Here is a 23,897-nt window from a genome sequence, read left to right on the forward strand (position 1 = left end):
GGATCAATTCTAGAAGCTCTTTTCTTTTACAGAAAATCTATTCTTTCGAGTTTTCAGGATATTTTACGAGTAGATTAGGGAACTTATCATAAAATTCATTTGGAACATTTTTATCCGTCAATAATATATTTGTCTCGTGTAATGTACCAAATCTCCCAACTGACGAAGAATCAAACTTGGAGTGATCCAATAAACAATACCGATTTGTGCTTTTTTGAAACATCAGATTTTTAAGTTCTACTTCATACAAATCAAAATCCATGAGATCACCGTTTTTCGTCAATGCCCTTGCTGAAAAGAAGAATTTTCCAGGAAACACTTGGTCCAACATAGAACTCCCCATAAGCCCTTCGATGCTGTTCGTATTTCTAAGAACTCCTCCGATTAAAATAACATTGATTGACGGACTCTCCACTAACTCTTGGGCGGCAAATAGTCCGTTTGTCATTACTGTAAGATTAAAATCGGAATTTTTAAGTAACTTCGCTAATTCTAAACACGTAGAACTTGCATCAAGCAATAAAAAATCATGGTCCTCTATATAATCCATTGCTATTACAGCAATTTTTTGCTTTTCCTCCGTATATTGGGAGCGTCTGTTTGAAAAACTTAATTCGTTCATATCCTCAAGTATAATTGCACCGCCATGCGTTCTCCGAATTAAGTTTTTATTCTCGAGATATTTTAAATCCGAGCGTATTGTAGCTTCAGTAACATTTAATTTTTTGGATAAATCCGCTACTGATGCACGTAAATTTTCCGAAAGCTCCTTTATGATTAATGCTCGTCTCTCATCCGAGAACAATTTATCCATAATATATCCCCTCAAAAAATAAAAATTCACCTAAAATAAAAAACGTTTTCAAATAAAAGTATACGTAAAAAAACGAAAAAAATCAATAGATTATTCCTGATTAATCCCCAAATTACAATTTCGGGACCTGCAAAATTCTGCAAGTCCCTTAAAATCCCTTCTTCGTTTTCCGATCTTCCTCGTCTTCTTAAGCAAACGTACGGGAGGAACGGATCGACTCAGCTTTACTTTTTAAATTCCCCATTAAATTCTCAAATGATTCTTCAAAAAGAGTTACGCCCTCATTCAGTAGTTTGTCGGTTACCTTCGAAATCGAAATCCCATTTTGCTCAAGTATTGTTAAAATTTGTTTTGCTTCACTTATTCCCTCTTCTAATGTTGAACAGAAATTTCCCTTACTTAAAACTGCTTCTAAAGTTTTTGGCGGCATCGTATTCACTGAGTCCGGACCCACGAGAGGACTGACATAGAGTAATTCGGGATAGTTCGGATTCTTGGTACTGGTAGATGCCCATAATGGACGTTGCACGAATGCTCCACTCACTTTAAGGCGATTAAATCTTTCGCTGGTAAATTGTTCTTGGAATAAACGGTATGCCAATTTCGCGTTTGCGATTGCTGCTTTACCAAGAAATGCTGGATCGAGTTGCAACTCATCAATGGCCGGATCGACCGAACTGTCCACCCGACTAATAAAAAAGCTGGCTACTGATGCGACTTTTACCGATTCGCCTCGTGCTAATCGATCCTCAAGCCCCAACAAATAGGCTTCAATGACTTTTTCGTATTCCGATACGCTGAAAATCAATGTTACATTAACGTTTATTCCTTTACTGATTAACGTACGGATTGCAGGAATACCTTCAGGAGTAGCTGGCACTTTAATCATAATGTTAGGCCGATTGAGCGCAGAAAAGATCCTTTGCCCTTCTTTAATCGTTTCTTCAGTATTGGCTGCCAGAGTTGGAGGAACTTCGATACTGACATATCCGTCTGCTCCAAACGAATTTTGGTACACTGGAAGCAGTAAATCCGCAACCCGCTGAATATCATCAAATACCAAACTATCATAGATATCGTTAAGTGTTTTTCCATCATTCACTGCACGCAAAATATCCTTGTCATAAGCGGTAGAACTGGTAATTGCCCGCTCGAGAATCGTTGGATTTGATGTAACTCCAGTAACTCCAAGTTCAATCAGCTTCTGCATTTCCCCTGAATCTATCAAATCACGTTGTACATTATCATACCAAACGCTTTGTCCGAACTGATTCAGTTGTTGTATCGGATTCATCTTTATGGCCTCCTACTAATTTTTCAATATTATAGAAAAATAACTTTAGAGAACAAAACTTGATGCACACTTCCAAACTATAATACCCCTAGCAAACCAGACTGTAAGACTTGTTTTGCAATCATCAAGACATTTTCAACCGTGAATCCAAATGTACGAGTAATCATATCACCGGGTGCCGAAATACCGAATTGATCAATGCCTAAAACTCTTCCTGCTCGACCAACATATTTGTACCATGACATCGGGTGTGCCATTTCCACTGCCAGACGTTTCATTACGGAAGAAGGAAGAACACTTTCTCGATAGGACAGATCTTGTTGATCGAACAGTTCCATACATGGCAGATTTACGACTCGGACCGCAATTCCTTCTTCCGCAAGTTGTTGGGCTGCCTTCAAAACCAATTGAACTTCCGATCCAGTTGCGAGTAAAATCAAATCGCGTCCATCACCATTTTGGTACAGAACATAGCCTCCACGATATACATCAGCGGCATGTGCTTTTATTTCATTCAATGTTGGAACCTTCTGTCTTGTTAACACCAGAGCAACGGGTCCTTCCCGATGTTCCAAGGCATAGCGGAAGCACATTGCGGTTTCTGTCGCGTCGGCTGGACGAAAGACTTTAAATCCCGGAATAGAGCGTAACGATGGCAATTGTTCAATAGGCTCATGGGTAGGGCCATCTTCACCTACTGCGATACTATCATGCGTAAAAATATGAATCGCCGGCTGCTTCATTAAAGCCGCCAACCGTAACGCAGGTTTCAGATAATCACTGAACACAAAGAATGTTCCGGCATACGAGTTTGCGCAAAACGGCTCTTCACCATTGATGATCGTTTTATTAGAACTCGATAAATCAGCCGAACCCCCGACTAGTGTCGGAACATACTGGGCAATCGCATTCACGATTTTTCCAAACGCATCTCGTGTCGCTATACTATCTTGAAAATCAGGTAAAACTTCATCCCATGGTACCCAAACTCGCCCTTGTAAAGCATCTTCAAACTGCTGAGCCTCATTTGGGAAAGAATTTTTGTACTGTCTGAATAATTCATTCCACTTTTCTTCCGCTTTCTCCCCTAAAACAATACATTTTTTAAAATTTTCCTGAACATCTCCCGGAACAAAAAACTCATCATAATCCCAGCCGTATACTTGCTTGGTCAGAATTGCCTCCTCTGCGCCTAACGGTTCCCCGTGTGCATATTTTGTACCTTGTTTTTTGGGAGATCCATAGCCAATGACCGTTTTTATTTCGATTAGTGTCGGTGAAGTAAACTGTACAATAACATCGAACCATGGCCTGCAGATAGGACAAAGCGGTCTCGATTGAACCAATTTGGGTTTTTCGGATTAAATTGCATGAAGCGCGTCCAAAGAATATAGGCCATAGGTGCGGCTCCCATTGGCAGTCCTGGGTGACCCGACTTTGATTTTTCAATCGCATCGATCGATAAGGCTCTGATTGCTTGAACAGATACGGTATCAATTTACGAAAAACTCACAGAATTACACTCCTATTTTCAGTATTTTTTGCTATTTTTTTATTTATTTTATTTTTATGTGAATATTTTCGATTATTTTAATTTATTTGTCAATATATTTTTGTATATTTTTTATTTTCATTTTTGTATATTATGCATTTTTGAAAGCGGCGGTAGGTTAAAAAAGTAAAATGTGGTATCTTGGTAACATCAAATAGATTTTTTTGCAATTTTACAGTGTACAGGGATTAAACAATAATGAAATGGATCCTTTCAGAATGTAACAGAGTGGCCGATGATGGCCAGCAGATGAAACGGTGTATAACTTGGAGGCGGATAGGAGAAGAGGGTTTTACACAAACCCATCCTCTATATCCCCAACTGCATGCAGCACTAGCCAGAGCAGATTTTTCTTCGGAGCGTAAGTAAACAATCTTCTGTATGGAAGAATTGCAGTTGGAGATATAGGGCTTGTTTTAACTCCAGGGTTTGTTTTAACCGAAACTCACTTTCGAAATGCTTTTAACTGTTCATTAATCAATTTCGTTTGCTGGTAAACGGTTTGGTATATTTTATAGACCTCATGATACTTATGCACATTTTCCGGTTTCGGTTTGTACAATTTGGCGTATTTAATAAATACGCTCGCACAGGTCTCTAAAGAGTCGAACCAGCCACAGCCGTATGCAGCCAGCATCGCTGCTCCCAAAGCTGGACCTTGCTCGTTCTCCAGTTTGACTACAGTGGCATTAAAGACATCTGCCTGCATCTGCAGCCACTCTTCGTTTTTTGTGCCACCTCCGATCGAGATTACGGTATCGATTCTTTTCCCTTTACTTCTTAAGATTTCAATCGATTCGTTCAAGGCATACGTAATCCCTTCAATGACCGCTCTTACAAAATCGGCTCTGCTTGTCGTCGCATCAATACCAATAAAACTTCCCCTAATGATCGAACAAGCATAAGGTGTTCTCTCGCCAACAAGATAGGGAGTGAATAACAATCCATTAGCCCCGATAGGAACACGCCCGAGATCTTGTAGCAATGATTCAAAGCTCTCTTCCGAAGCAAATTGATTTTTAAACCAGCTTAGACTGTATCCCGCTGACAATACCGCTCCCATCGTGTAGTAAGCGTTTTCTTTGGCGTGATTAAAATAATGCACCTTACCTTCATAGTCTGTTTCACTGTTCGCCTCATAAGAAACGACAACTCCCGAAGTCCCAATACTGCAAAGGGTTTTGCCTTCACTCAGGATTCCCGCTCCAACAGCTCCGCAAGCATTATCAGCCCCGCCGGCAAATACTTTCGTCATCTCTGAGAGGCCGGTACCGGAAGCAAATTCATGTGAGAGTGTCCCAACACAGGTGTGGGAATCCACAAGAGGTGGACAGAGCTCCATACTCAAATGAAACAACCGGCAAATCTCTTCACTCCATTGTTTCCGGCCAATATCAAGAAGCAAAGTAGCTGAAGCATCCGAATAATCGGTATGGATCGCTCCTACCATTCGATACCGTAAATAATCTTTAGGAAGCAAAAATACTTTAGCTCGGGCAAACTGCTCAGGTTCATGCTCTCTAACCCATAAAAGCTGGGGTAATGTGAAGCCTTCCGCAGGCAGTTTTTTGGTAATAGACAGCAACCGTTCTTCACCAACAATTTCACAAATTTGTGTGCATTGGAGTGATGTGCGTGTATCATTCCATAAGATAGCATCCCGAATTACGTGATACGACTCATCTAACAAAACAAGCCCATCCATTTGACCGGCAAAGCTGATTCCTTCAATATTGCGAACGTCACCTTGAAAATTCTGAACCAACTGTGATAATGCGGAGCGTGTCTGTATCACCCATTGCTCGGGGTTTTGCTCACTGTAACCCGATTTTTTTTGAATCAAAGGATACGTCTTGGAAACTTCATCCCAAACCTCACCGTGCTGATTTATTAATAATACCTTGACAGAACTCGTTCCCAGATCAATGCCTATTACATACTTCATAGCTATAATCCTCCTCTCTAACTATATATTCATATAGTGCGCTAGCCCTGTTTCATTTTCCCTTTATACGTTCTTCCACCGTCTAATACCAGTATTTGCCCATGAATATACTTCGCTTCGTCAGTACTCAAATATTCCACCAAACTGGAAATATCAGAAGGTTTACCAAACCTGCCAATTGGAATCTCCTTCTTCAATGATTCTCTTGATTGTTCCGTAGGGTAGAGAACATCGAGCATTTGGGATTCTATCACCCGCGGCGCGATTACATTAATTGTAATATTATTGCGTCCCAATTCCGTAACAAGCGACCTCATCAAACCAAAAGCTCCACCTTTGGAGGAAGAATACTGGACACCCCCGCCAGAACCTGTAATCGCAGACCCGGATCCAATAATAATGATACTTCCCATTTTCTGTTCGATCATATAGGGAGATATAGCTTTAATAGAATAAAAAAGCCCATGTAAATTAATTGCTATTGTTTTCTTCCATAATGACCAATCCAACTCGCTAAATTCTATTCTTTTCGTAATTCCTGCAGAATACACTAGGATTTGAATATTTCCTAATGCTTCCTTGACTTTTTCAGCCATTCTTTGCACGCTTTCCCATGAACTCACATCAACTTGAAACGTAAATAGTTTGTCTTCAAGCTTATGTTCTGAAACGACTTGAGACATCGCTGCTTCATTGATATCAGCAATCGCGACTTTATGACCAGCTTGGACGAAATCCAATGCGATCTCTTTCCCAATCCCGGCAGCTCCACCAATGATAAGAACCGTTTTCTGTTTCGTATTATCCAATGCTCTCTCCTCCGTCCAACATAATTGGTTCACAGCTAATGTGCTCACCATACGGAGAGCATGCTACCAAGACCATATTCGCAACAGCATTTTTAACCATCTTTTGTTTCTCTTTCCATTGGCCTCTCTCAAGCTCCAATTGAACAACTGATGGTGCAAGAGAGATGATTCGAATCCCTTTTGGCTTATATTCTCTTGATAATGCTCGAGTCATTGAATTTAATGCACTCTTCGAAGCTGCAAAGTGTGGGCCCATCTCTCCAGTTACTGCAGCAGCAGAAGTGATGTTGACAACATACCCTTTACCTGCGCGAACCATATGTGGAAACACTTCTTTACAACATAGGAAAGGTACGTCCAAATTCATATCAAACATCGCCACCCACGCATCGGGTTCCAACTCTTTTAATGATTTGAAATCATGTTCCTCAGCATTATTAATGAGAATATCGATACTGCCGCTGTGCTGTATAATAAAATTTATGACTCTTGTAACTTCCTCAGGCTTGGTCAAATCTCCCGAAATCAAATGTGCCTGCCCTCCGGCAGATTGAATCGTTTGGCAAAGCCTTTCCGCCGCCTCATTCCCTTCAAAATGATGCAGCCATACCTCAGCGCCCGCACGTGCAAGCGACAATCCGATCCCTTCTCCCCAAAAGTTGGTGCTTCCCGTTATAAGTGCAACTTTATCTTGTAAATCGAATGTAACCATATTGTCCTCCTATTGTTGAATTATGTATATACGATTTTAAATGTGATTTTGGAATTCCCTGATAATCCAGCTGTAAAATCGATAATTACCATGTTATAATTTTCCAAAATACACCTTCAATTGATAACGTTTACAAGTTCTCTAAAAAATTTCTAAATTTCTACATAATGATTTCTCATAAAAATTCCAAGTTGTAGGCAGGGAAAAAGTTATCGAGAGACAAAGTTCAAAATTATGTATAATATAACTGGAAATGAGGTTCGATTAAAATGAACGTTATACCAGTGAATCCCACAGCATACCCATATCAATTCTAACTAGCTTTATTATTACCACTATTGCGCATAACAAGCTATTGTCTTTATCAAAGTAATGAGTCGATTTTTAACCATAAAAGTCCTTTAAATAAGGAAATCCTTTCTTTGATTATTTATTCGCTTCTTTTTTGTCAATTCCTTTTCATCTGATAGGTGTATACCTAGTGTATTAGAGTCATTGCTCTGAAATTGCCGTATTTTCGTCAGATGATTTAAAGATAACCGTTTAGAAAAAAATTGATAAACGTCATACAAAATTTAAAATAGGAAGTTATCGAACCTCTGCTTAATACGGTAAAAGAATCTAATATAGGTGTATCAATCAATAGTATTAGATTTAGAAAAATATCTGTCCCCTTAGTATTTACGGGTAATTAGCTAAAAGCTGGGTTAATTCCATGTCATAACTACGCCCAATAAGTTACCTCTCTAATCAAACAACAGCATGAATTTTCGATTTCATGCATAGCACAGCAAAGGTTCCTGCTGCGACAACAGGAACCCTTTTGTTATGACGGCAATCCCCCTTTATCCTGGAAGCGAGCTACTTCTACATGCAGCGCTCCCTTTTGCCATTGCCCTTTCGTTTTTTCGGAAATGATTGTTGCATATGCCTATCAATGTCCCCAAGCGTTGAACCATTCATAAAAAGCTTCATGATCCAGCTTATTCCCGATCAGCAGCGCTAACAATATCCTGGCTTTCTCCCCACTCAAATCTCCCGCAAAAAAGGCGCCCGCCCGTTCCAAATCTCTGCCGCCACCGCCGCCATATACGGGAGCAACGGATCCTCGCAGGCACCGGCTTGTGATGACAACAGGAATCTTTCTGTTAGCCAGTTGTTGCACAGCCGGAGCGATGGACGGATGGGCATTTCCCAGTCCGTACGCTTCGATCACAAGTCCTTTATATCCTTCGGCGATTTTTAAAATTTCGTCTCCTGTCATTCCAATCCCCAGTCTGACAAGACCCACTCGTTCCATAGGTTGCAAAGGCAGCAACGGATAATCCGTGCATTTCCTCCGGATAATCACTTTGTTATGTTCCACACGCCCGACAGGTCCAAAGCCCACTGACTGAAACGCCTCAAGTGCTGAAGTATCGACTTTTCGAACCTCTCGCCCGGCATGTAAAAAGCCTGCAAATGCAATCACCGGGCCTAATGCGGCAGCTTCCTGACAGCTTGCAACCCGGATGGCGTCTGAAAGATTTCGCAATCCGTCACTGGCCGGTTCACTTGCATTCAGTTGTGCGCCAGTGAGAACAATCGGCTTTTTTCGTTGGCATGTCAGTGACAAAAAGAACGCAGTTTCTTCCATCGTATCTGTTCCATGTGTGATAACGATCCCACCGACCTCTTCATCCGCAATAGCCGTTTGTACAACGTTTCCAAGCTCATATAAGGTTTCAAAGGTAAATGCGAAACTGCCAATTGTCGTAAATGTTTTTACAATAATCGGACGATGCTTGCCTTGATTTTGATCCTGTTGGTTTTGAACCGGCAAGCGGCGCACAAGATCTTCTCCTTGCAAGACAGCTTTGACATCTCCATTATCTTGCGGCAGTGAAGCAATGGTGCCTCCCGTCGAAATCACGAGTATATGGGACATTTTTGTATTTTCTCCTCTCATATTATGCTTGTAGAGGATGTTCAAAAAGTAGTCAAAACTCCACGGCGGATTGCTTTGCCGAATCCCAAAAAGGCTTACTCATGTACCAAACACGTACACTCCGTCGCCTTTTCGTGCTTCGGCTTCGCACTCCTTGTGTCTTACTTAACCACTTTTTGAACACGCACTTGTATTGGATTTACTTTCAAGAAAACTTTGATATCTCCTGCGCGGGCATGAAAAGTGGTATGCTTATGATTGCAGTCGTTCCTTTTCCAAGCTCACTTTCAAATTCAAGCTTGCCTCCTAATGATTCAATCAGACGAAATGTCACCATCAAGCCAAGACCTGTTCCTTTTTCTTTTGTCGTGTAAAACGGATAGCCAAGTCGCGCCACTTGTTCTTTCGTCATGCCGGAACCAGTGTCGATTACGTGTATGATCACTTGATTGCCTTTGCGCTTTGCTTGCACGTCAATTCGTCCGCGTTTCTCAATGGATTCGATGGAATTTTTGATAAGATTGATGAGTGCTTGCTTACATTTAACCTTATCGCCTAAAATCCATAAATCAGGTTCAGACTCCGAATAGATCTCCACATTCCGAATCATCGCAAATGAAGATAAAATATCCAAAATATTTTCAAACATTTCGGCAATATGAAGCGGTTCGATCTTTTCAGACTGAGGTTTCGCAAGGTTCAAATAGTCACTGATAATATATTCTGCCCGATCCAGTTCGGAAATGGCTATGTTCATATACTTTTGATTGGATTCATCAAGAGAACGGCTTGTCAACTGAATAAACCCTCTTGCAACTGTAAGAGGGTTTCGCACTTCATGTGCAATGGAAGCAGCCAATTCACTGATCACATGTAATTTCTCAGCGCGCTGGATCTCATTTTCCATAAGTATTTTCTCATGTATCGTTTCAATCATAAAAACGGAAAGATTCATAGCGATAATCGATAATAGAGCATACGCAAAATAAATTTGCAAATTTTCCGATTTTAAAAAAGCCATTGAACTCTGTGTATACGAAAAAATGAGAAATATAAACATGACAGCAAAAAATGCAAAAAACCCAAGCAAACTGGCCATTGCCAACCGGAAGTGCAACGTCGCATTTCTAAATTTCTTACGAATGGAAAAAAGTACGATCGACAGCAGAAAGGCAGTAATCCATGCTGTATAGGCTGCCGGTCCTCCCAAGTACATTCGATACCCTAAAATCAATGCCAAAGCAGTAGCCCAAGATCCTTTGTTGCCATATAAAATGACAATGCTATATGGAATCCAACGCAAATCAAGAATAAATCCCTTTTCCAAATCAGTGGGGAATGTCATACATAAAATGCTTGACATTCCATACAGCAGCCCAATTCCTATTTGATTTTTATGCAGGTAAAATCTCCTTTTATTTTCATTCAAAAACTGATACATAAAATTGGGCAAAAGAATAATTAACAGATGCAATAGTAAGTCCCTGATCATCGCGCCACGTCTCATTCTGCTTGAAGTAAATGTATTCCAATTTTATTTTAGAGGATGTTCAAAAAGTAGTCAAAACTCCACGGCGGATTGCTTTGCCGAATCCCCAAAAGGCTTACTCATGTACCAAACACGTACACTCCGTCGCCTTTTCGTGCTTCGGCTTTGCACTCCTTGTGTCTTACTTAACCACTTTTTGAACACACACTTTTAGACGATTTTCGAATTTAAACAAAGAGATCAAACTATTATTTTTATACAATACGTGTAGTTTCGTTTCTGCCGTATACATCCACCGAATTGGAAAGCGGTCGATCTCGCCAGGTTTCAATTTCCAAATCACTTTCATCAAAAAATCATTGGCAACTTTTTTCCCCTGATTGACATAGTATGAACAAAAGGGATGTAATCTCAAGTGTGCAACACACTTGGCGACGGATATTGCATCCCTTGCCCGCATAAAACAGCCCTTCTATACATCCGGGATATAGTTGCGAGGCAAAATGGGCCGGAAAAAGGATTCTGGATTTATAATAAGAACAATCATATAAGCACAAGAATCACTTTGACTCTGAAAACTCTTCCCAAGGAAGCTCGGTTTCTAAATTTGCATAGAGAAGTCGGTACATTTCCAAATATTGTTGCTCTTGTTCTGTTGGGAAATCCCCTGCGTATTCCTCAAATTTCTCAACAGCAAAACGCAATGCCAATTGTAGAAGTGCTAATTCCTCAGATTTATCCATTTCAATTCTGGCTCGCTCTATATTTGTCTGATCATCCCGTTTAACGTACAATTTCATTTTTATTCTCCCTTCTGCTTTTTCAAGAGGATGTTCAAATTGCAAACATCGCTGTTGCAAATCTACTAACATATGAAATTAAAGTCTTGTTTCCAAACGTTTTAATCCTAACGTTCCAAACGTTTTATGGATGTTTCAAAAACAATGAATACATACATTCGAATATATCGATTATCTAATAAATTATCTCCAACAACAAGTTGTAACAAGTTATTTAAGAAATATTCCTTTACAAAAAAACATCTTTTACAAAAAAACCATCCGATGCCTAAAATATGCTACAATCACAGTCGAACAAAATTTAGTTTGGGGAATTCGTTCGGACCATGCATTGAAAGCTTGCAATATACAATAAAACGGAATTAGGACAGCTATACCATGCTGCTTATTCAAAAATTATCCAGACTTTACAAATGGATTACAATATTTTCAACAAAACACCTGGCTTTTTTGGAAAAAGGCAGGTGTTTTGTTTCATGTGCTCGTTTCAGGGGCTGGAAAATTTTTTTGAATAATTTCCTATAAGATTGTTGAATCTAACGTTGCAACGTATATCTGTGTGTGAATTATTTAACGAGGTGAAACCAATCTATGCGACGAAGAAACTGGGCGGGAATTGTATGCAGCGGCTTGACCTGCACACTTGCATCAGCAATGATGCTCTCGCCTGTGAGTATGGCTCAAACGGATTCAGATAGTGGACATTCTTTGCGGGTTCTCAAATATTCGGTTCGGCAAGGAGACTCCCTGTCAAAACTTGCGAACGAATTCCACACGAATGAATCTTTACTTTCTGACATCAATCACATATCTGATACAAACGTGCTGAAAGTTGGACAAATCATCAAAATCATACCGAACTGCACAGCCAAACACGCAAGTATATACCAAGTACAAACAGGTGATACGATCTGGGATATATCAAAGAAATTCCATACGGAAATGAGCTGGATTATACCAGAGAATTCAAACGGCAATACCGGTTTGTTAAAACCAGGCACACATATGTATGCGCTGCAAAACGTTTTAAATGATCAACAATCAGATGCGATATCGGCAATCGCACCGGCCACAGAAAAGTTGGGGCAAAGCGCGCCAACCGCGTATGCAAAATCGTTTTTGTGTACACTTACAGCCTATGGGCCCGGATATCAATCCACAGGAAAAAATCCCGGCGATCCCGGATATGGAATAACATCTTCCGGAAAAGTAGCGAAAGAAAATGAAACCATCGCTGTCGATCCGACAGTTATTCCATTAGGAAGTCTCGTATATATAGAAGGTATCGGATATCGAAAAGCAGAAGACACAGGAGGGGCAATTAAAGGAAATCATATTGACGTTTTTTTCTCGGATGAACAACAAGCAGTACGGTTTGGAGTAAAAAAAGCCGTCAAGGTTTTTCTGATCAAATGATCAAACGAACAACAAGAACACTTTTTGAAAAACAAAGGCAATCGTGATTTATAAATGATGAATTGATAATAAAACCGCATGGAAATGAGGCCGCCCATGATGAACAGGGCGGTCTTTTTACCGTATCTTCTCTTTTTTACCGTACCTTTTTACCGTACTTGTACCGTACCCGCTTCCTTTGCTGCACCAACTTTTCTTATTGAGGATGTTCCAATTGAATAAATCGGGAGATCTGTTCTGCGCATTCCGGAAATGTCCGGACTGCTTCACTTGCAAATGTACGCGTTGTACCACATTCTAATTGAAGGTAATCATGCGCCAATGACTTCCGGTATGCAACAATCGGCAAAATCGCTTTGCCAAGTTTCTCATCGAACACGCGTTCTTCACATAAAACCGTGATAATATCCGTAAAGCTGCTCGGATCTCTCATAATGCAAGCATCAATAATCAGATTTCCTATGTCCGTAATACATTCGCAACCGATATGTAACGCACGTTCCCGAGCAGCATCCAGAATCGTTTGCTCCGCTTGATCCGCTGCTTCCATACAGGCTTGTAAAATCTCCACTTGTTCCTGCAACTTTTTTAATAAAGGCTGTATCTGATCTCGGTCTTGCTGACGAATCCACATTCCACTGCACCTCCATCCCTATTGTACATTCTTTGAACACCATATGCATGTCCTGAACATACTCTGCCTGAACATTCTATTCATTGACACAATATCGGATTCGATGTACAATCTGGTGAGTTTAATCATTCGTGTTTCATGGTACCGGAATTGATGGACTGCAAACTGGACAGCCACGCTACCTTTCATAGGGCGTGGCCTTATTTTATTTAAAGGGGGCAATTTCCAGTGAAACATAACCCTTCTCCATTTCAGCTTCAAGTCATTACGGATGGGATAAAACAACTCCCCGACTTGATACATACCGTAAAAAAAACATTGGAAGGAGGCGCAGATGCAATTCAATTGCGCTACAAATCAGCACCTGCAAGCGATCTGTGGACAATCGGTCAAGAACTTTTACCAATCGTTCAACACCATCAAAGGCGCTTGCTGATTAATGATCGAATTGATGTTGCCCTTGCCATACCTGCACACGGCGTACATTTGGCAGGAAAAAGCCTTCCTCCCAAAGCCGCAAGAACGATTTGCAAAGAACCCTTTTTGATCGGCTGTTCCATTCATTCTATTGAAGAAGCAAAGCAGGCAGAACAGCAAGGCGTCTCTTACATAACATTTGGACATATTTTTTCGACCAAGAGCAAACCAGGTATGCCGCCTCGTGGAATTGAAGCGTTATATGAGGTGGTATCTGCCATTTCCATCCCAGTCTTTGCGATAGGGGGAATCCATGCGGATAATATCGCGGATGTCCTGCAAACCGGTTGTGCCGGTATCGCAGTCATCGGTGCGGTCATGAACGAACAAAACCCTGAAAAGGCAACTTATGAATTGAAAAACCGCATGATCGCATGCCAGGCAAAACCGAAAGTAACGTTGCCCCCTTATCTACAATAGCGTAAGTATCTTTGATTGTTCATGCGGCAATCGTTCCAAATTTTCATATTCTCATTCGACCGGGAGGCGTTTCTATGAATTCCTCAGCTCACGCAAAGCAAACAGATGTAATTGTCATCGGCGGCGGCATCATTGGCTGCAGCATCGCGTTTCACTTACAGCAAGCAGGAAAGCGCTGTATCGTTTTTGAACAGGGACAAATCGGAAATCAGGCATCAAAAGCAGGTGCCGGTATGCTAGGCGCACAAGTAGAAATGGCGAATCCCGGTCCCATCTATGACCTGGGCATTCAAAGCCGGGGGATGTTTCCCGAACTATCCGGCATTCTATATGAAATTTCCGGCGTTGATATCGAATATCAAAAACAAGGGATTCTTCGCTTGGCCACATCCGAAGATGAAGTGAAAACTTTGCAGAATCGAAAACAGTGGCAAGAAGCGTCTGGTCAGACTGCCGAGTGGCTGACGCCTGCCGAACTGCAGGCAATGACTTCCGGCGCCGTATTTTCTGCCTATGGAGCCCTTTATCTGCCAAATGACCATCAAGTACGCAATCCGCCTTTGGTGCGCGCGTTTGCATCATCCGCCAAAAAACTAGGTGCAAGTTTTTATGAACATACAGAGGTTACCGGATTTTTATACGAACAAGATCGCATAATCGGTGTCGCCACACAGGATCAAACATGGTATGCGGAATATATTGTCATCGCAGGCGGGGCATTTTCTTCTGTTTTGGGAAGAAAACTAGAACTTGATATTCCAGTATTCCCTGTAAAAGGCCAGGCCATTCTCGCAAACGGTACGATGCCGGTTCCCTATACGGTGTTCACACACGGCTGCTACTTGGTGCCAAAATTGACAGATCAAGTATACATCGGCGCAACCGAGCAACCAAATCAAAAAGATTTGACACCTTCCCTAGGTTCCATCGCGAAACTTTCCAATCGAGCAGCGGAGCTTGTTCCGGTTGCAGAAAGTTTCTCCTATGGAAAGTCTATCATCGGTTTGCGGCCAGGTTCTGTTGACAGTCTGCCAATTTTGGGTGAGGCAACACAGTACAAAGGACTATTTCTAGCAACAGGCCATTTTCGAAATGGAGTGCTATTAAGTCCAATCACAGGAAAAATTATTACAGATTTGATTACAAAAGGAATATCTGATGTCGACATTACACCATTTTTGCTGGAACGCTTTCAGGAAAAAGCCGTTATTTCATGATACCTTAATAATTTTTTCACAAAGTTGTAAAAATCTCTTTCGATTTTGTGAAAACGGGAGTATAATGAATTCGGTATTTGAAAATGACTAATGGATTAATCCATTCCAGCATCGGTTAGATCCATTCGGGGGTGTAAGCGACTTGGATTTCCCAATTGTGAGGAAAAGTGGAATACCTCTTTACGTTCAAGTAAAAGAAGCGGTCCTAACCGATATTAAGAATGGGCAGTGGAAAACAGGAGATAAGCTGCCAACGGAACGAGAACTTTCCGAAAAATTAAAAGTGAGTCGCAATACCGTTAGTCAAGCATATCAAGAGTTGGAAGCTGAAGGGGTATTAGTGTCCATACAAGGTCGCGGAACCTTTGTGTGTGATCGGGATGACGCGGTGCGTTTGGAAAACCGAAAAGAATTGCTGATGAAAATCATCGATGTTGCCATGGAAGAAGGCCTTCAACTTGGATTTTCCATCGAGGAATTTTCTGAGTTGACAGAAATTCGCGTAAGGGAAAAAATGGATCTCTTGAATCGTGTTCGAATCGTATTTTTCGAGTGCAACCGCGAGCAAGTGGACTATTTTGCAAAACGTGTGCAATTCGGTTCCGGAGTCGTAGTAAAACCGATTATTTTACATGAATTTCGAGATGATATGGATGTACTCTTGCCGGAAGTCAATTCATCCGATCTTGTCATTACAACGTTTTTCCACTATGACGAGGTCAAAGAACTAATCGGCAATCGCAAACAAGTACTTGCGATCGCTTTAGATCCGCAACTGGAAACGATCGTCAAAATTGCACGTATTCCTGCAGGGCGGAAAATCGGTCTGATTTGCCGGTCCGACAACTTTGCCAATAAAGTAATGTTGTCGTTGAAAAATGCGGGACTTGATGGTTTGCAGATGAAAGTAACCACATCTACTGAAGCGAATGATTTGCGTTCCTTCCTGCATGATATTGACTTTATCATTGTATCTCCAGGGAGAAAACGAGAAGTTGAGATGTTGGCAGTGCGCCACCAGGAAATCATCGAATTTATTTTTCAACCGGATGTCGCATCCATCAATCTCTTGCGTGCAGCATTAATTGACGTTCGTCGAGGTTAGCAGGTACACACTTTTATCGACATACTTGTCGAAGCTAAACACATAGAGGAGTTGACAAAGCATGTTAGATCAACTTTCTTGGAAAGTTGGTGGGCAACAAGGTGAAGGTATCGACTCTACAGGTGATACATTCTCAGTAGCCCTGAATCGACGCGGATATTTCATTTATAGTTACCGTCACTTTTCATCTCGGATTAAAGGCGGTCACACCAACTCGAAAATCCGTGTAAGTACAAAATCGCGTTTGGCAAATTCTGATCAATTGGATATTCTGATTGCGTTTGACCAAGAAACCATCGACTTTAACGCACATGAGTTACGGGATGGCGGAGTAGTAATTGCTGACAGCAAATTTAATCCAAAAGTTCCGGAAGGAAACTATCGTCTCTTTTCCGTACCTTTTACGAAAATTGCTGAAGAATGCGGCTCTGCTATTATGAAAAACATGGTTGCGTTAGGAGCTTCGGCCTGTGTTCTTGGTCTTTCTTCTGATATATTTGCCGATATTATCTCTGATAAATTTTTGCGCAAAGGCCAACAGGTCGTCGATCAAAACATGAAAGCCATTCAGCTCGGCATTGATTACATGACTGAAAATGGCGGTGTATTGCCAGAATTTCAATTGGTTCCGGCTGACGGCAAGAAACGATTGTACATGAGCGGCAACGAAGCGATCGGTCTGGGCGCTTTGGCTGCCGGCGCGCGGGTTATGCCTGCATATCCGATCACACCGGCATCCGATGTCATGGAATACTTAATCAAGCACTTCCCAAAAGTGGGCGGTGTGGTATTGCAAACAGAAGACGAAATCGCAGCCATGACAATGGCGATCGGTTCTTCCTTTGCAGGCGCACGTTCATTGACAGCCACTTCCGGCCCTGGCTTGTCTTTGATGATGGAAGCAATCGGTCTTGCCGGCATGATCGAAGCGCCTGTCGTCATCATTGACACACAACGCGGCGGTCCAAGTACAGGACTCCCGACAAAGAACGAGCAAAGCGACTTGTATGCGGTATTATTCGGAACACATGGGGAAATTCCGAAAATCGTATTGGCGCCAAGCACTGCGGAAGAATGTTTCTATGCAACTGCAGATGCGTTCAACTACGCAGATAAATACCAGTGTCCAGTCATTCTGATTACAGATTTGGCATTGTCACTGGCAAACCAAACGGTTGAGCCGCTTGATTATAACAAAATCTCCATCGATCGCGGTAAAATTGCAACACCAGAACAATTGGCTGAAGTAGGCGCCGGTCAATTATTCAAACGCTATGCGTTTACGGAAGACGGTATTTCTCCACGTGTATTCCCTGGCATGAAAGGTGGAATTCACCACGTAACAGGTGTGGAGCACAATGAAACAGGCCGTCCGGATGAAAATGCGCAAAATCGTATTAAAATGATGGATAAGCGCTTGGCAAAACTGAACAATATGGAATTGCCTAACAGCGTCACATATGCCGGCTCTGAAAATCCGGATGTATTGATTGTCGGCCTTGGTTCGACAATGGGTGTGATCGACGAAGCATTGGAGCGTTTCCAGGCAGAAGGACTGAATGTGGCGCATGCTCATGTTAAGGTAATCAGCCCATTCCCTGCGAAAACTTTGAATCAATATGTAGGCAAAGCTAAGAAAGTTGTTGTTGTTGAAAACAATGCAACCGGACAATTGCTGCATCTCATGAAGCACTTCGGAGTTGAACATTCCGCAATGACAAGCTACTTGCGTTACGATGGCAATCCATTCTTGCCAGTACAAATTTTTGACCATGTTAAGGGGTTGATCTAATCATGGCAACAGTTAAAGAATTCCGCAATAATGTTCGCCCTAACTGGTGCCCAGGCTGCGGCGACTTCTCAGTGCAGGCATCCATTCAAAGAGCACTCGGAAATATGGATCTGGAGCCGGAAAATGTTGCAGTCATCTCGGGTATCGGTTGTTCCGGCCGGATCTCCGGATATATTAACTCATATGGCTTGCACGGTGTTCATGGTCGTGCTTTGCCAATCGCACAAGGCGTTAAATTGGCAAACCGCGATCTCGTAGTCATCGCTTCAGGTGGAGACGGAGACGGTTTTGGCATCGGTTTGAACCACTTTATGCACGCGGTACGCCGTAATATCGATTTGACATACATCGTCATGGATAACAACATCTACGGTTTGACAAAAGGTCAACATTCACCGACGAGTGCATTTGGCTTCAAAGCGAAAAATACTCCGCAAGGAACCATTGAAAATGCCTTAAAGCCTGCGCAAGTCGCTTTATCTGCCGGCATCTCCTTTTTGGCACAAGGATTTTCCAGTGATGTCAACCAATTGACGTCATTAATCGAGCAAGCCATTCAACACAGAGGATTTTCTTTGATCAATGTATTCAGTCCTTGTGTGACTTACAATAAAATCAACACGTACGACTGGTACAGAGAAAACATCGTCAACCTGGAGCAAGATGAAAACTACGATTCGTCCAATAAAGCGTTGGCAATGCAAAAAGTATTCGAAACAAACGGTCTCTGCACAGGTTTGATCTACAAAGAAGATCGTCCAGTCTTCCAAGATCTCGTTCCGGGATATAAAGAAGAAGCAATTACAAGTCAAGAGTTGCGTTTGGATGATGAATACTTTGCAAAAGTCATGAACCAATTCGCGTAAAGCGCGTGTTCAAAAATCGGTTAAGCAATCCGCCGTGGAATTTTGACTGCTTTTTTGAACATCCTCATAAAGGGAAACTTGAATCAGGTGGAGTTTTTAACTCCATTGCGGAAAAACAGCCGTCCTTATGATCGGCTGTTTTTTCGTGTTCAAAGATAGTCCATCAGATAGACGATGATTCTCTATGATTCCTGCTTGGTTGGTCCTTGTGGCAATGTCTTATTTCCCATGAAATGAAACGGGTGTTTTTTCACTTTTTTTACTATATGCCTATATACTCCATCTTTCAAAATATAGCTAAACGCATCATCAATCTCTACACTCTGCCAATTGGGAAGCTGATCAAGCAGCATAATTTCTTCTGTTTCAAACCCCTGAGGAAGCGGGTGCAAGCGATGGATGTCTGCAACATAAATGGATTTAATCATGGGTTCCGGCCGATTCGGGTGCAGCAAGCAATATTGTCCAATCCATTCGATCGCTTGTGCTTCTCCTCCTGTTTCCTCGTATAATTCTCTGATTGTCGTCTGTATAGGGAATTCATCCGGTTCCCGTGTTCCTCCCGGCAGTTCCCATCCTCTATGCTGATGTTTCGTAAACAGGATTTTTCCGTGATAAAACGGAACAATCAATACTGTATTCGGCTCCACCCAATCTGCCGGGTCAAAGGAAAGGCGAACGATTCCACCTTCTGCACCAGGGAACTCAACCACGTTTCTTCTCCTCCTCAATCAACATAGAGATTCGTTTTGCTGCAAGCATTCCTTGTCCAACGGACACAGCAATGCTGGAGTCATTGGAATGAACTTGCAGATCACCGATGCAGAAAATACTTTTTATGCTTGATTGGCCATGAAAGTCCACTGTACAATACCCCTCATGATCCATTTCTACAATCCCTTGCAATAGAATGGAATTGGGTTGTGTGCCAATGCGAACAAGTACTGCATCTGCGGGAATGACCTCCGATCGTATCGACAAGTCCGGATTGCCGACTTCCACACCATCAATTTTCATCGTACCAAAAATTTTCTGGACGGTTGATTGCGTACGTATCGCAATATGTGAATGATGTGTAATTTTTTGAATAAATTCATGACGCGCACGAAACTGTTTCGAACGATGAATCAATGTAACAAAAGCTCCTGCGTCTGCAAGCAAACATGCCCCTTCACATGCTCTGTCTCCGCCCCCGACAACGACGACATGTTTTCCGCTAAACAATTCCCGATCACGGGTAGCAGAAATCGGTTGGCTCGCCAACAAGTGTGCGCCGGGAACTTGCAAACGCCTCTCCCTTGCCCCTGTAGCTACTATCAGGTATTGATACGCAATGCTCCCTGCTGTCGTATGTACAACTTGATTCTTGTCATCGATCCTGGTTACTTGTCTTTGCAAATACACTTTTGCAAAAGTGGATTGCAAGTGTTTTTGGAACTCTTGTTGCAGCTTTGACCCCGTGGTTGCAGAAAAACCAGGATAGTCAATCAAATCATTTCTAATATTCACCAATTGACCGCCGATTTTGTCATTTTTTTCGAGAACGATCGTTGAAAGGCCCAATCTTGTACTCCATATCGCTGCTGATATTCCCGCCGGACCAGCCCCTATAATGACTACTTGATGCTGTTGCATGGCAATCCCTCCTTATAGGCGGCTTGTTTTCTACCATACTGTGATTCGTCAAACACCCATTGCCAGTCATTTATCTGCCCAATATTTCTATTTATTTGTCTTTTCAATTCTGTCTTTTCTATTCGCCCCAAATTTGTTACACTACATTTTATATCTTCTACTATTTTTGAAATGAGGGATTATGATGACAGACAATTCCCATTGGTCAAATGTACATGTACCTGAACAAGCGGCTTTACTAAAAAAAGAGACATATGAATATACGGTTCGTGAACGCTCATTTGTCATTGAATTGTTTGAACAATCGGACGGAATGTTTTATGCAATCGGCGTGCCAAAACATGAAGAGCGTCTTATTATTTATGGCAGCAATATTGTGGAAAGCAGACCAAAAGCATTGCAACTCGTGATCGACAAAATCGAACGGGAAGCAGGTACTCTTGATTATTTCAGCGAGTGCTAGCTTGATGCAAGGAAACGCTTTATTCAACAACGGAATTGACGGAAGGCTTGTCCCATTCCGTCAATCCTCCGCTTTTTATACCTGGCGCATGATAGAAATTTTAATTTTGAACGATTCTTACATTTACCATAAACGCCATGTAAAAACACCAATGCAAATCCCTAAAATAGCTCCCGCCAATACTTCCGTGGGCTGATGTCCCAGCATCTCCTTCAGTTGTTTGCTCTTTTTCCAATGAAAATGATGACTGGGACCGCGGGATTCGATATGCTTCTCAAACTCGGCCTCCAATTTGTTAATTGCCATCGCCTGCTCTCCTGCATGCCTGCGGATTCCCGCAGCGTCATACATGACGATCATTCCCAGTGTCATTGCAATTGCAAACAATGAAGAAGACAATCCATGGCGAAGACCGACTGCAGTGGTTAAGGCCATGACAGATGCGCTGTGAGAGCTCGGCATTCCGCCTGTACTCAATACAGAAGCGATATTCCATTTTCCATGCAACAACTTATGAATGAAAGGTTTCAACCCTTGTGCAATTAAGACACCAAGTAATGCGGCAACCAACGGAAAATTAGTAAAAATATTGATAAGAATCCGCATGGCACTCTCTCCTCTTATGATCAGAGATCAGATCGTAGTAGTAATGTATCGCTAGTTTTTCTAATGCAGGATCATTTGGATCTGTCAAAATACGACTGTCCATATTTTCTGTCCCTGTTTATCAAAAGGATATAATACAACAAAGTGTTGTTGATTCGATATCAGAACGATCCGTTTATGCTCAAGCCACTGTTTTACGTCAAATGGCAATAAACCGACCCAGGCATGTTTCAATACGTGTTCCGTTGCATATAAGGATGGATCCCCTATCCTTTCGTCTTTCATGTTTTGAAGCTGCTTGCTTACATGGGAAGCCCTTTGATATTGCTCTTGCCGACTGGTCATCGGCTCCCAAGGAATATGCCTGGGCCGATGATTGGCATGCATCACGTAGTCCAATTGCATCAAGCCGGAAACAACGGAAAGATTCAAGTTCACAAGATTTTCTTCAGCACGGTTTGACTCTGCATCGGCAAGTTGTTTGGCATGTTTTAAAAATTCCAATAGCCTTGAAAATAAATCCTCATATTGATGACCCAATCGCTGCCAGCCATTTGCCTCCCAAAAATCCCCAAATGCTTGAAAGAAATCAAAGGGAGAGGAATAGATTTGATCGACCAAATAGGTTACAGTATGGTCCATTTTATGATCATTCCAGAATTTCTCAAGAATATCTTCCAAACGTTTCAGTCGGATCATATCGGAATAGGATAATACGTCATTTCCCAAAATTTCATAAGGAGCGTGTTCCATATACTGATACCCATACTGTTTTGCTTGATGACGCATTCCCGTACCGCGCAACATTTTTAGAAACCCTAACTGCAATTCATCCGGCTGCAATGCAAACACATCATTAAATGTCTTCCGAAATGAATGATAGTCCTCATGTGGCAGCCCGGCAATTAGATCGAGGTGCTGGACAATTTTTTTCGAATCCCGAATAATGGAAACCGTACGGGCAAGCTTTTCAAAATTTTGATGTCGCTTCACTGCATGATTGGAAAGATCATTGGTGGACTGTACGCCAATCTCAAAACGAAACAAATCGGGAGGCGCTTCTGCAGCAAGAAATTCCAATACTTCCGGCCGCATGATATCAGCAGTGATTTCAAAATGAAAGGTGGTGTTTTTATGATATCCAATTAAAAACTTGAATATCTCCATTGCATATTCTTTATTAATGTTGAATGTGCGATCGACAAATTTTATCTGTTTCACACCAAAATCGATCAATCGCCGCAAATCTCGCTTAATGCGATCTAAAGAAAAATAGCGTACACCTTCTTCGATCGAAGACAGGCAAAATTGGCAGCGAAACGGACATCCGCGGCTGGCTTCAAAATACACGATACGATTGCGAAGCTCCTCCAAATGCGTTTCATAAGGACTTGGAATGGCATCCAACGCAGCGATTTTATCACTCGGAAACGTGGAATGAATGCTTCCTTCCATCGATCGATAGTAAATCCCCCGCACATCTCTTACATCCGCCAACCGCGGTTGCTGCTTTGACTCCGAACAGCTTTGCAAGATTTGATAAAAAGTGGCTTCTCCCTCCCCTTGTGCAATGCAGTCGACCACAGGAAGCCGCTCCATCCAATATCGAGTATCATATGATACCTCGGGTCCGCCCAATACGATAAACGCATTTGGCAATACCTTTCGCAACATGTCAAGAACGGGAACGGTCTGTTCGATGTTCCATATATAGCAGGAAAAACCAATGACGTCCGGCTTTTCCTGATAAATCTTACTCACAATATTCATCGGTACATCATGAATGGTGAATTCAAGTAACGATGTATCCGGAAAATCCGCTTCCACTTGACTGCGCAGATATCGCAATGCCAATGATGCATGTATAAACTTCGCATTTAATGTTGCAAGAACGACTTTCATAAAAAACTCCTTGTTTTATGGA

At 41.9% G+C, this 23,897-nt stretch carries 20 protein-coding genes and 1 pseudogene; 7 read left to right on the top strand and 14 right to left on the bottom strand.

What is annotated here, in order from left to right; all coding sequences use genetic code 11:
* Positions 1-37: 37 nt before the first annotated feature.
* From LSG31_RS21705 to LSG31_RS21745, 9 genes and pseudogenes are all read right to left on the bottom strand, one after another.
* Positions 38-814, bottom strand: coding sequence for a DeoR/GlpR family DNA-binding transcription regulator (locus LSG31_RS21705; protein WP_347437115.1), 777 nt, complete (start codon positions 812-814; stop codon positions 38-40).
* A 187-nt stretch (positions 815-1,001) separates the two neighbouring features.
* Entirely contained in the window at positions 1,002-2,108 is a 1,107-nt protein-coding gene (tal, locus tag LSG31_RS21710) for a transaldolase (RefSeq protein ID WP_347437116.1), read from the bottom strand.
* A gap of 77 nt (positions 2,109-2,185) precedes the next feature.
* Positions 2,186-3,606, bottom strand: a pseudogene (locus LSG31_RS21715) (transketolase-like TK C-terminal-containing protein).
* Positions 3,607-4,105: 499 nt separating this feature from the next.
* Positions 4,106-5,605 (bottom strand): xylulokinase, encoded by a 1,500-nt coding sequence (xylB, locus tag LSG31_RS21720; RefSeq protein ID WP_347437117.1) that lies wholly within the window; start codon positions 5,603-5,605, stop codon positions 4,106-4,108.
* A gap of 41 nt (positions 5,606-5,646) precedes the next feature.
* The gene (locus LSG31_RS21725) at positions 5,647-6,414 is read right to left on the bottom strand and encodes an SDR family NAD(P)-dependent oxidoreductase (protein ID WP_347437118.1); all 768 of its coding nucleotides are present in this window, start codon (positions 6,412-6,414) and stop codon (positions 5,647-5,649) included.
* Positions 6,407-7,126: an SDR family NAD(P)-dependent oxidoreductase gene (locus tag LSG31_RS21730; RefSeq protein ID WP_347437119.1), complete on the bottom strand. Its 720-nt coding sequence runs from the start codon at positions 7,124-7,126 to the stop codon at positions 6,407-6,409. The genes LSG31_RS21725 and LSG31_RS21730 overlap by 8 nt, the downstream gene beginning before the upstream one ends.
* 934 nt (positions 7,127-8,060) lie before the next feature.
* Positions 8,061-9,053 carry an asparaginase gene (locus LSG31_RS21735; RefSeq protein ID WP_347437120.1) on the bottom strand — a complete coding sequence of 331 codons (993 nt, stop codon included), beginning with the start codon at positions 9,051-9,053 and terminating at the stop codon, positions 8,061-8,063.
* Positions 9,054-9,258: 205 nt separating this feature from the next.
* Positions 9,259-10,545, bottom strand: coding sequence for an ATP-binding protein (locus tag LSG31_RS21740; protein WP_347437121.1), 1,287 nt, complete (start codon positions 10,543-10,545; stop codon positions 9,259-9,261).
* 557 nt (positions 10,546-11,102) lie between these two features.
* Positions 11,103-11,414 carry a hypothetical protein gene (locus tag LSG31_RS21745; protein ID WP_347437122.1) on the bottom strand — a complete coding sequence of 104 codons (312 nt, stop codon included), beginning with the start codon at positions 11,412-11,414 and terminating at the stop codon, positions 11,103-11,105.
* Between the two features lie 519 nt (positions 11,415-11,933).
* Here LSG31_RS21745 and LSG31_RS21750 point away from each other — a divergent pair.
* On the top strand, positions 11,934-12,758 hold the full coding sequence (locus LSG31_RS21750) for a LysM peptidoglycan-binding domain-containing protein (protein WP_347437123.1): 825 nt from the start codon (positions 11,934-11,936) through the stop codon (positions 12,756-12,758).
* Positions 12,759-12,954: 196 nt separating this feature from the next.
* Here LSG31_RS21750 and LSG31_RS21755 read toward each other — a convergent pair whose 3' ends face one another.
* Positions 12,955-13,392, bottom strand: coding sequence for a DUF86 domain-containing protein (locus LSG31_RS21755; RefSeq protein WP_347437124.1), 438 nt, complete (start codon positions 13,390-13,392; stop codon positions 12,955-12,957).
* A gap of 228 nt (positions 13,393-13,620) precedes the next feature.
* Between LSG31_RS21755 and thiE the strand changes: the two genes are divergently transcribed.
* The 5 genes from thiE to LSG31_RS21780 all read left to right on the top strand — a co-directional run bounded on the left by thiE (position 13,621) and on the right by LSG31_RS21780 (position 19,269).
* Positions 13,621-14,289, top strand: coding sequence for a thiamine phosphate synthase (gene thiE / locus LSG31_RS21760; protein ID WP_347437125.1), 669 nt, complete (start codon positions 13,621-13,623; stop codon positions 14,287-14,289).
* Positions 14,290-14,363: 74 nt separating this feature from the next.
* Complete coding sequence (thiO, locus tag LSG31_RS21765) at positions 14,364-15,506, top strand: glycine oxidase ThiO (RefSeq protein ID WP_347437126.1); 1,143 nt, start codon at positions 14,364-14,366, stop codon at positions 15,504-15,506.
* Positions 15,507-15,663: 157 nt separating this feature from the next.
* Entirely contained in the window at positions 15,664-16,611 is a 948-nt protein-coding gene (locus tag LSG31_RS21770; protein WP_347437127.1) for a GntR family transcriptional regulator, read from the top strand.
* A 61-nt stretch (positions 16,612-16,672) separates the two neighbouring features.
* Positions 16,673-18,403 carry a 2-oxoacid:acceptor oxidoreductase subunit alpha gene (locus LSG31_RS21775; protein ID WP_347437128.1) on the top strand — a complete coding sequence of 577 codons (1,731 nt, stop codon included), beginning with the start codon at positions 16,673-16,675 and terminating at the stop codon, positions 18,401-18,403.
* Positions 18,404-18,405: 2 nt separating this feature from the next.
* Positions 18,406-19,269, top strand: coding sequence for a 2-oxoacid:ferredoxin oxidoreductase subunit beta (locus LSG31_RS21780; protein WP_347437129.1), 864 nt, complete (start codon positions 18,406-18,408; stop codon positions 19,267-19,269).
* A 182-nt stretch (positions 19,270-19,451) separates the two neighbouring features.
* On the opposite strand, the gene LSG31_RS21785 is transcribed toward LSG31_RS21780, so the two are convergent.
* Both LSG31_RS21785 and LSG31_RS21790 read right to left on the bottom strand, forming a co-directional pair.
* Complete coding sequence (locus LSG31_RS21785; RefSeq protein ID WP_347437130.1) at positions 19,452-19,982, bottom strand: NUDIX domain-containing protein; 531 nt, start codon at positions 19,980-19,982, stop codon at positions 19,452-19,454.
* Complete coding sequence (locus LSG31_RS21790) at positions 19,975-20,904, bottom strand: NAD(P)/FAD-dependent oxidoreductase (RefSeq protein ID WP_347437131.1); 930 nt, start codon at positions 20,902-20,904, stop codon at positions 19,975-19,977. The genes LSG31_RS21785 and LSG31_RS21790 overlap by 8 nt, the downstream gene beginning before the upstream one ends.
* A 184-nt stretch (positions 20,905-21,088) precedes the next feature.
* Between LSG31_RS21790 and LSG31_RS21795 the strand changes: the two genes are divergently transcribed.
* A complete protein-coding gene (locus LSG31_RS21795; protein ID WP_347437132.1) occupies positions 21,089-21,367 on the top strand; it encodes a hypothetical protein in 279 nt (92 codons plus the stop codon).
* Positions 21,368-21,490: 123 nt separating this feature from the next.
* Here the strand turns inward: LSG31_RS21795 and LSG31_RS21800 are convergent, their stop codons facing one another.
* Together LSG31_RS21800 and LSG31_RS21805 are read right to left on the bottom strand one after the other, a co-directional pair.
* The gene (locus LSG31_RS21800) at positions 21,491-21,973 is read right to left on the bottom strand and encodes a divergent PAP2 family protein (RefSeq protein WP_347437133.1); all 483 of its coding nucleotides are present in this window, start codon (positions 21,971-21,973) and stop codon (positions 21,491-21,493) included.
* An 84-nt stretch (positions 21,974-22,057) separates the two neighbouring features.
* Positions 22,058-23,875: a B12-binding domain-containing radical SAM protein gene (locus LSG31_RS21805; protein ID WP_347437134.1), complete on the bottom strand. Its 1,818-nt coding sequence runs from the start codon at positions 23,873-23,875 to the stop codon at positions 22,058-22,060.
* Between the last annotated feature and the right edge of the window lie 22 nt (positions 23,876-23,897).

The sequence above is a fragment of the Fodinisporobacter ferrooxydans genome, assembly GCF_022818495.1.
Lineage (GTDB): Bacteria > Bacillota > Bacilli > Tumebacillales > MYW30-H2 > Fodinisporobacter > Fodinisporobacter ferrooxydans.

Coding starts and splice junctions, on each gene's coding strand:
- LSG31_RS21705 (WP_347437115.1), bottom strand. CDS start 814: ATGGATAAATTGTTCTCGGATGAGAGACGAGCATTAATCATAAAGGAG.
- tal (WP_347437116.1), bottom strand. CDS start 2,108: ATGAATCCGATACAACAACTGAATCAGTTCGGACAAAGCGTTTGGTAT.
- xylB (WP_347437117.1), bottom strand. CDS start 5,605: ATGAAGTATGTAATAGGCATTGATCTGGGAACGAGTTCTGTCAAGGTA.
- LSG31_RS21730 (WP_347437119.1), bottom strand. CDS start 7,126: ATGGTTACATTCGATTTACAAGATAAAGTTGCACTTATAACGGGAAGC.
- LSG31_RS21735 (WP_347437120.1), bottom strand. CDS start 9,053: ATGTCCCATATACTCGTGATTTCGACGGGAGGCACCATTGCTTCACTG.
- LSG31_RS21740 (WP_347437121.1), bottom strand. CDS start 10,545: ATGATCAGGGACTTACTATTGCATCTGTTAATTATTCTTTTGCCCAAT.
- LSG31_RS21745 (WP_347437122.1), bottom strand. CDS start 11,414: ATGTTAGTAGATTTGCAACAGCGATGTTTGCAATTTGAACATCCTCTT.
- LSG31_RS21750 (WP_347437123.1), top strand. CDS start 11,934: ATGCGACGAAGAAACTGGGCGGGAATTGTATGCAGCGGCTTGACCTGC.
- LSG31_RS21755 (WP_347437124.1), bottom strand. CDS start 13,392: ATGTGGATTCGTCAGCAAGACCGAGATCAGATACAGCCTTTATTAAAA.
- thiO (WP_347437126.1), top strand. CDS start 14,364: ATGAATTCCTCAGCTCACGCAAAGCAAACAGATGTAATTGTCATCGGC.
- LSG31_RS21775 (WP_347437128.1), top strand. CDS start 16,673: ATGTTAGATCAACTTTCTTGGAAAGTTGGTGGGCAACAAGGTGAAGGT.
- LSG31_RS21780 (WP_347437129.1), top strand. CDS start 18,406: ATGGCAACAGTTAAAGAATTCCGCAATAATGTTCGCCCTAACTGGTGC.
- LSG31_RS21790 (WP_347437131.1), bottom strand. CDS start 20,904: ATGCAACAGCATCAAGTAGTCATTATAGGGGCTGGTCCGGCGGGAATA.
- LSG31_RS21795 (WP_347437132.1), top strand. CDS start 21,089: ATGACAGACAATTCCCATTGGTCAAATGTACATGTACCTGAACAAGCG.
- LSG31_RS21800 (WP_347437133.1), bottom strand. CDS start 21,973: ATGCGGATTCTTATCAATATTTTTACTAATTTTCCGTTGGTTGCCGCA.
- LSG31_RS21805 (WP_347437134.1), bottom strand. CDS start 23,875: ATGAAAGTCGTTCTTGCAACATTAAATGCGAAGTTTATACATGCATCA.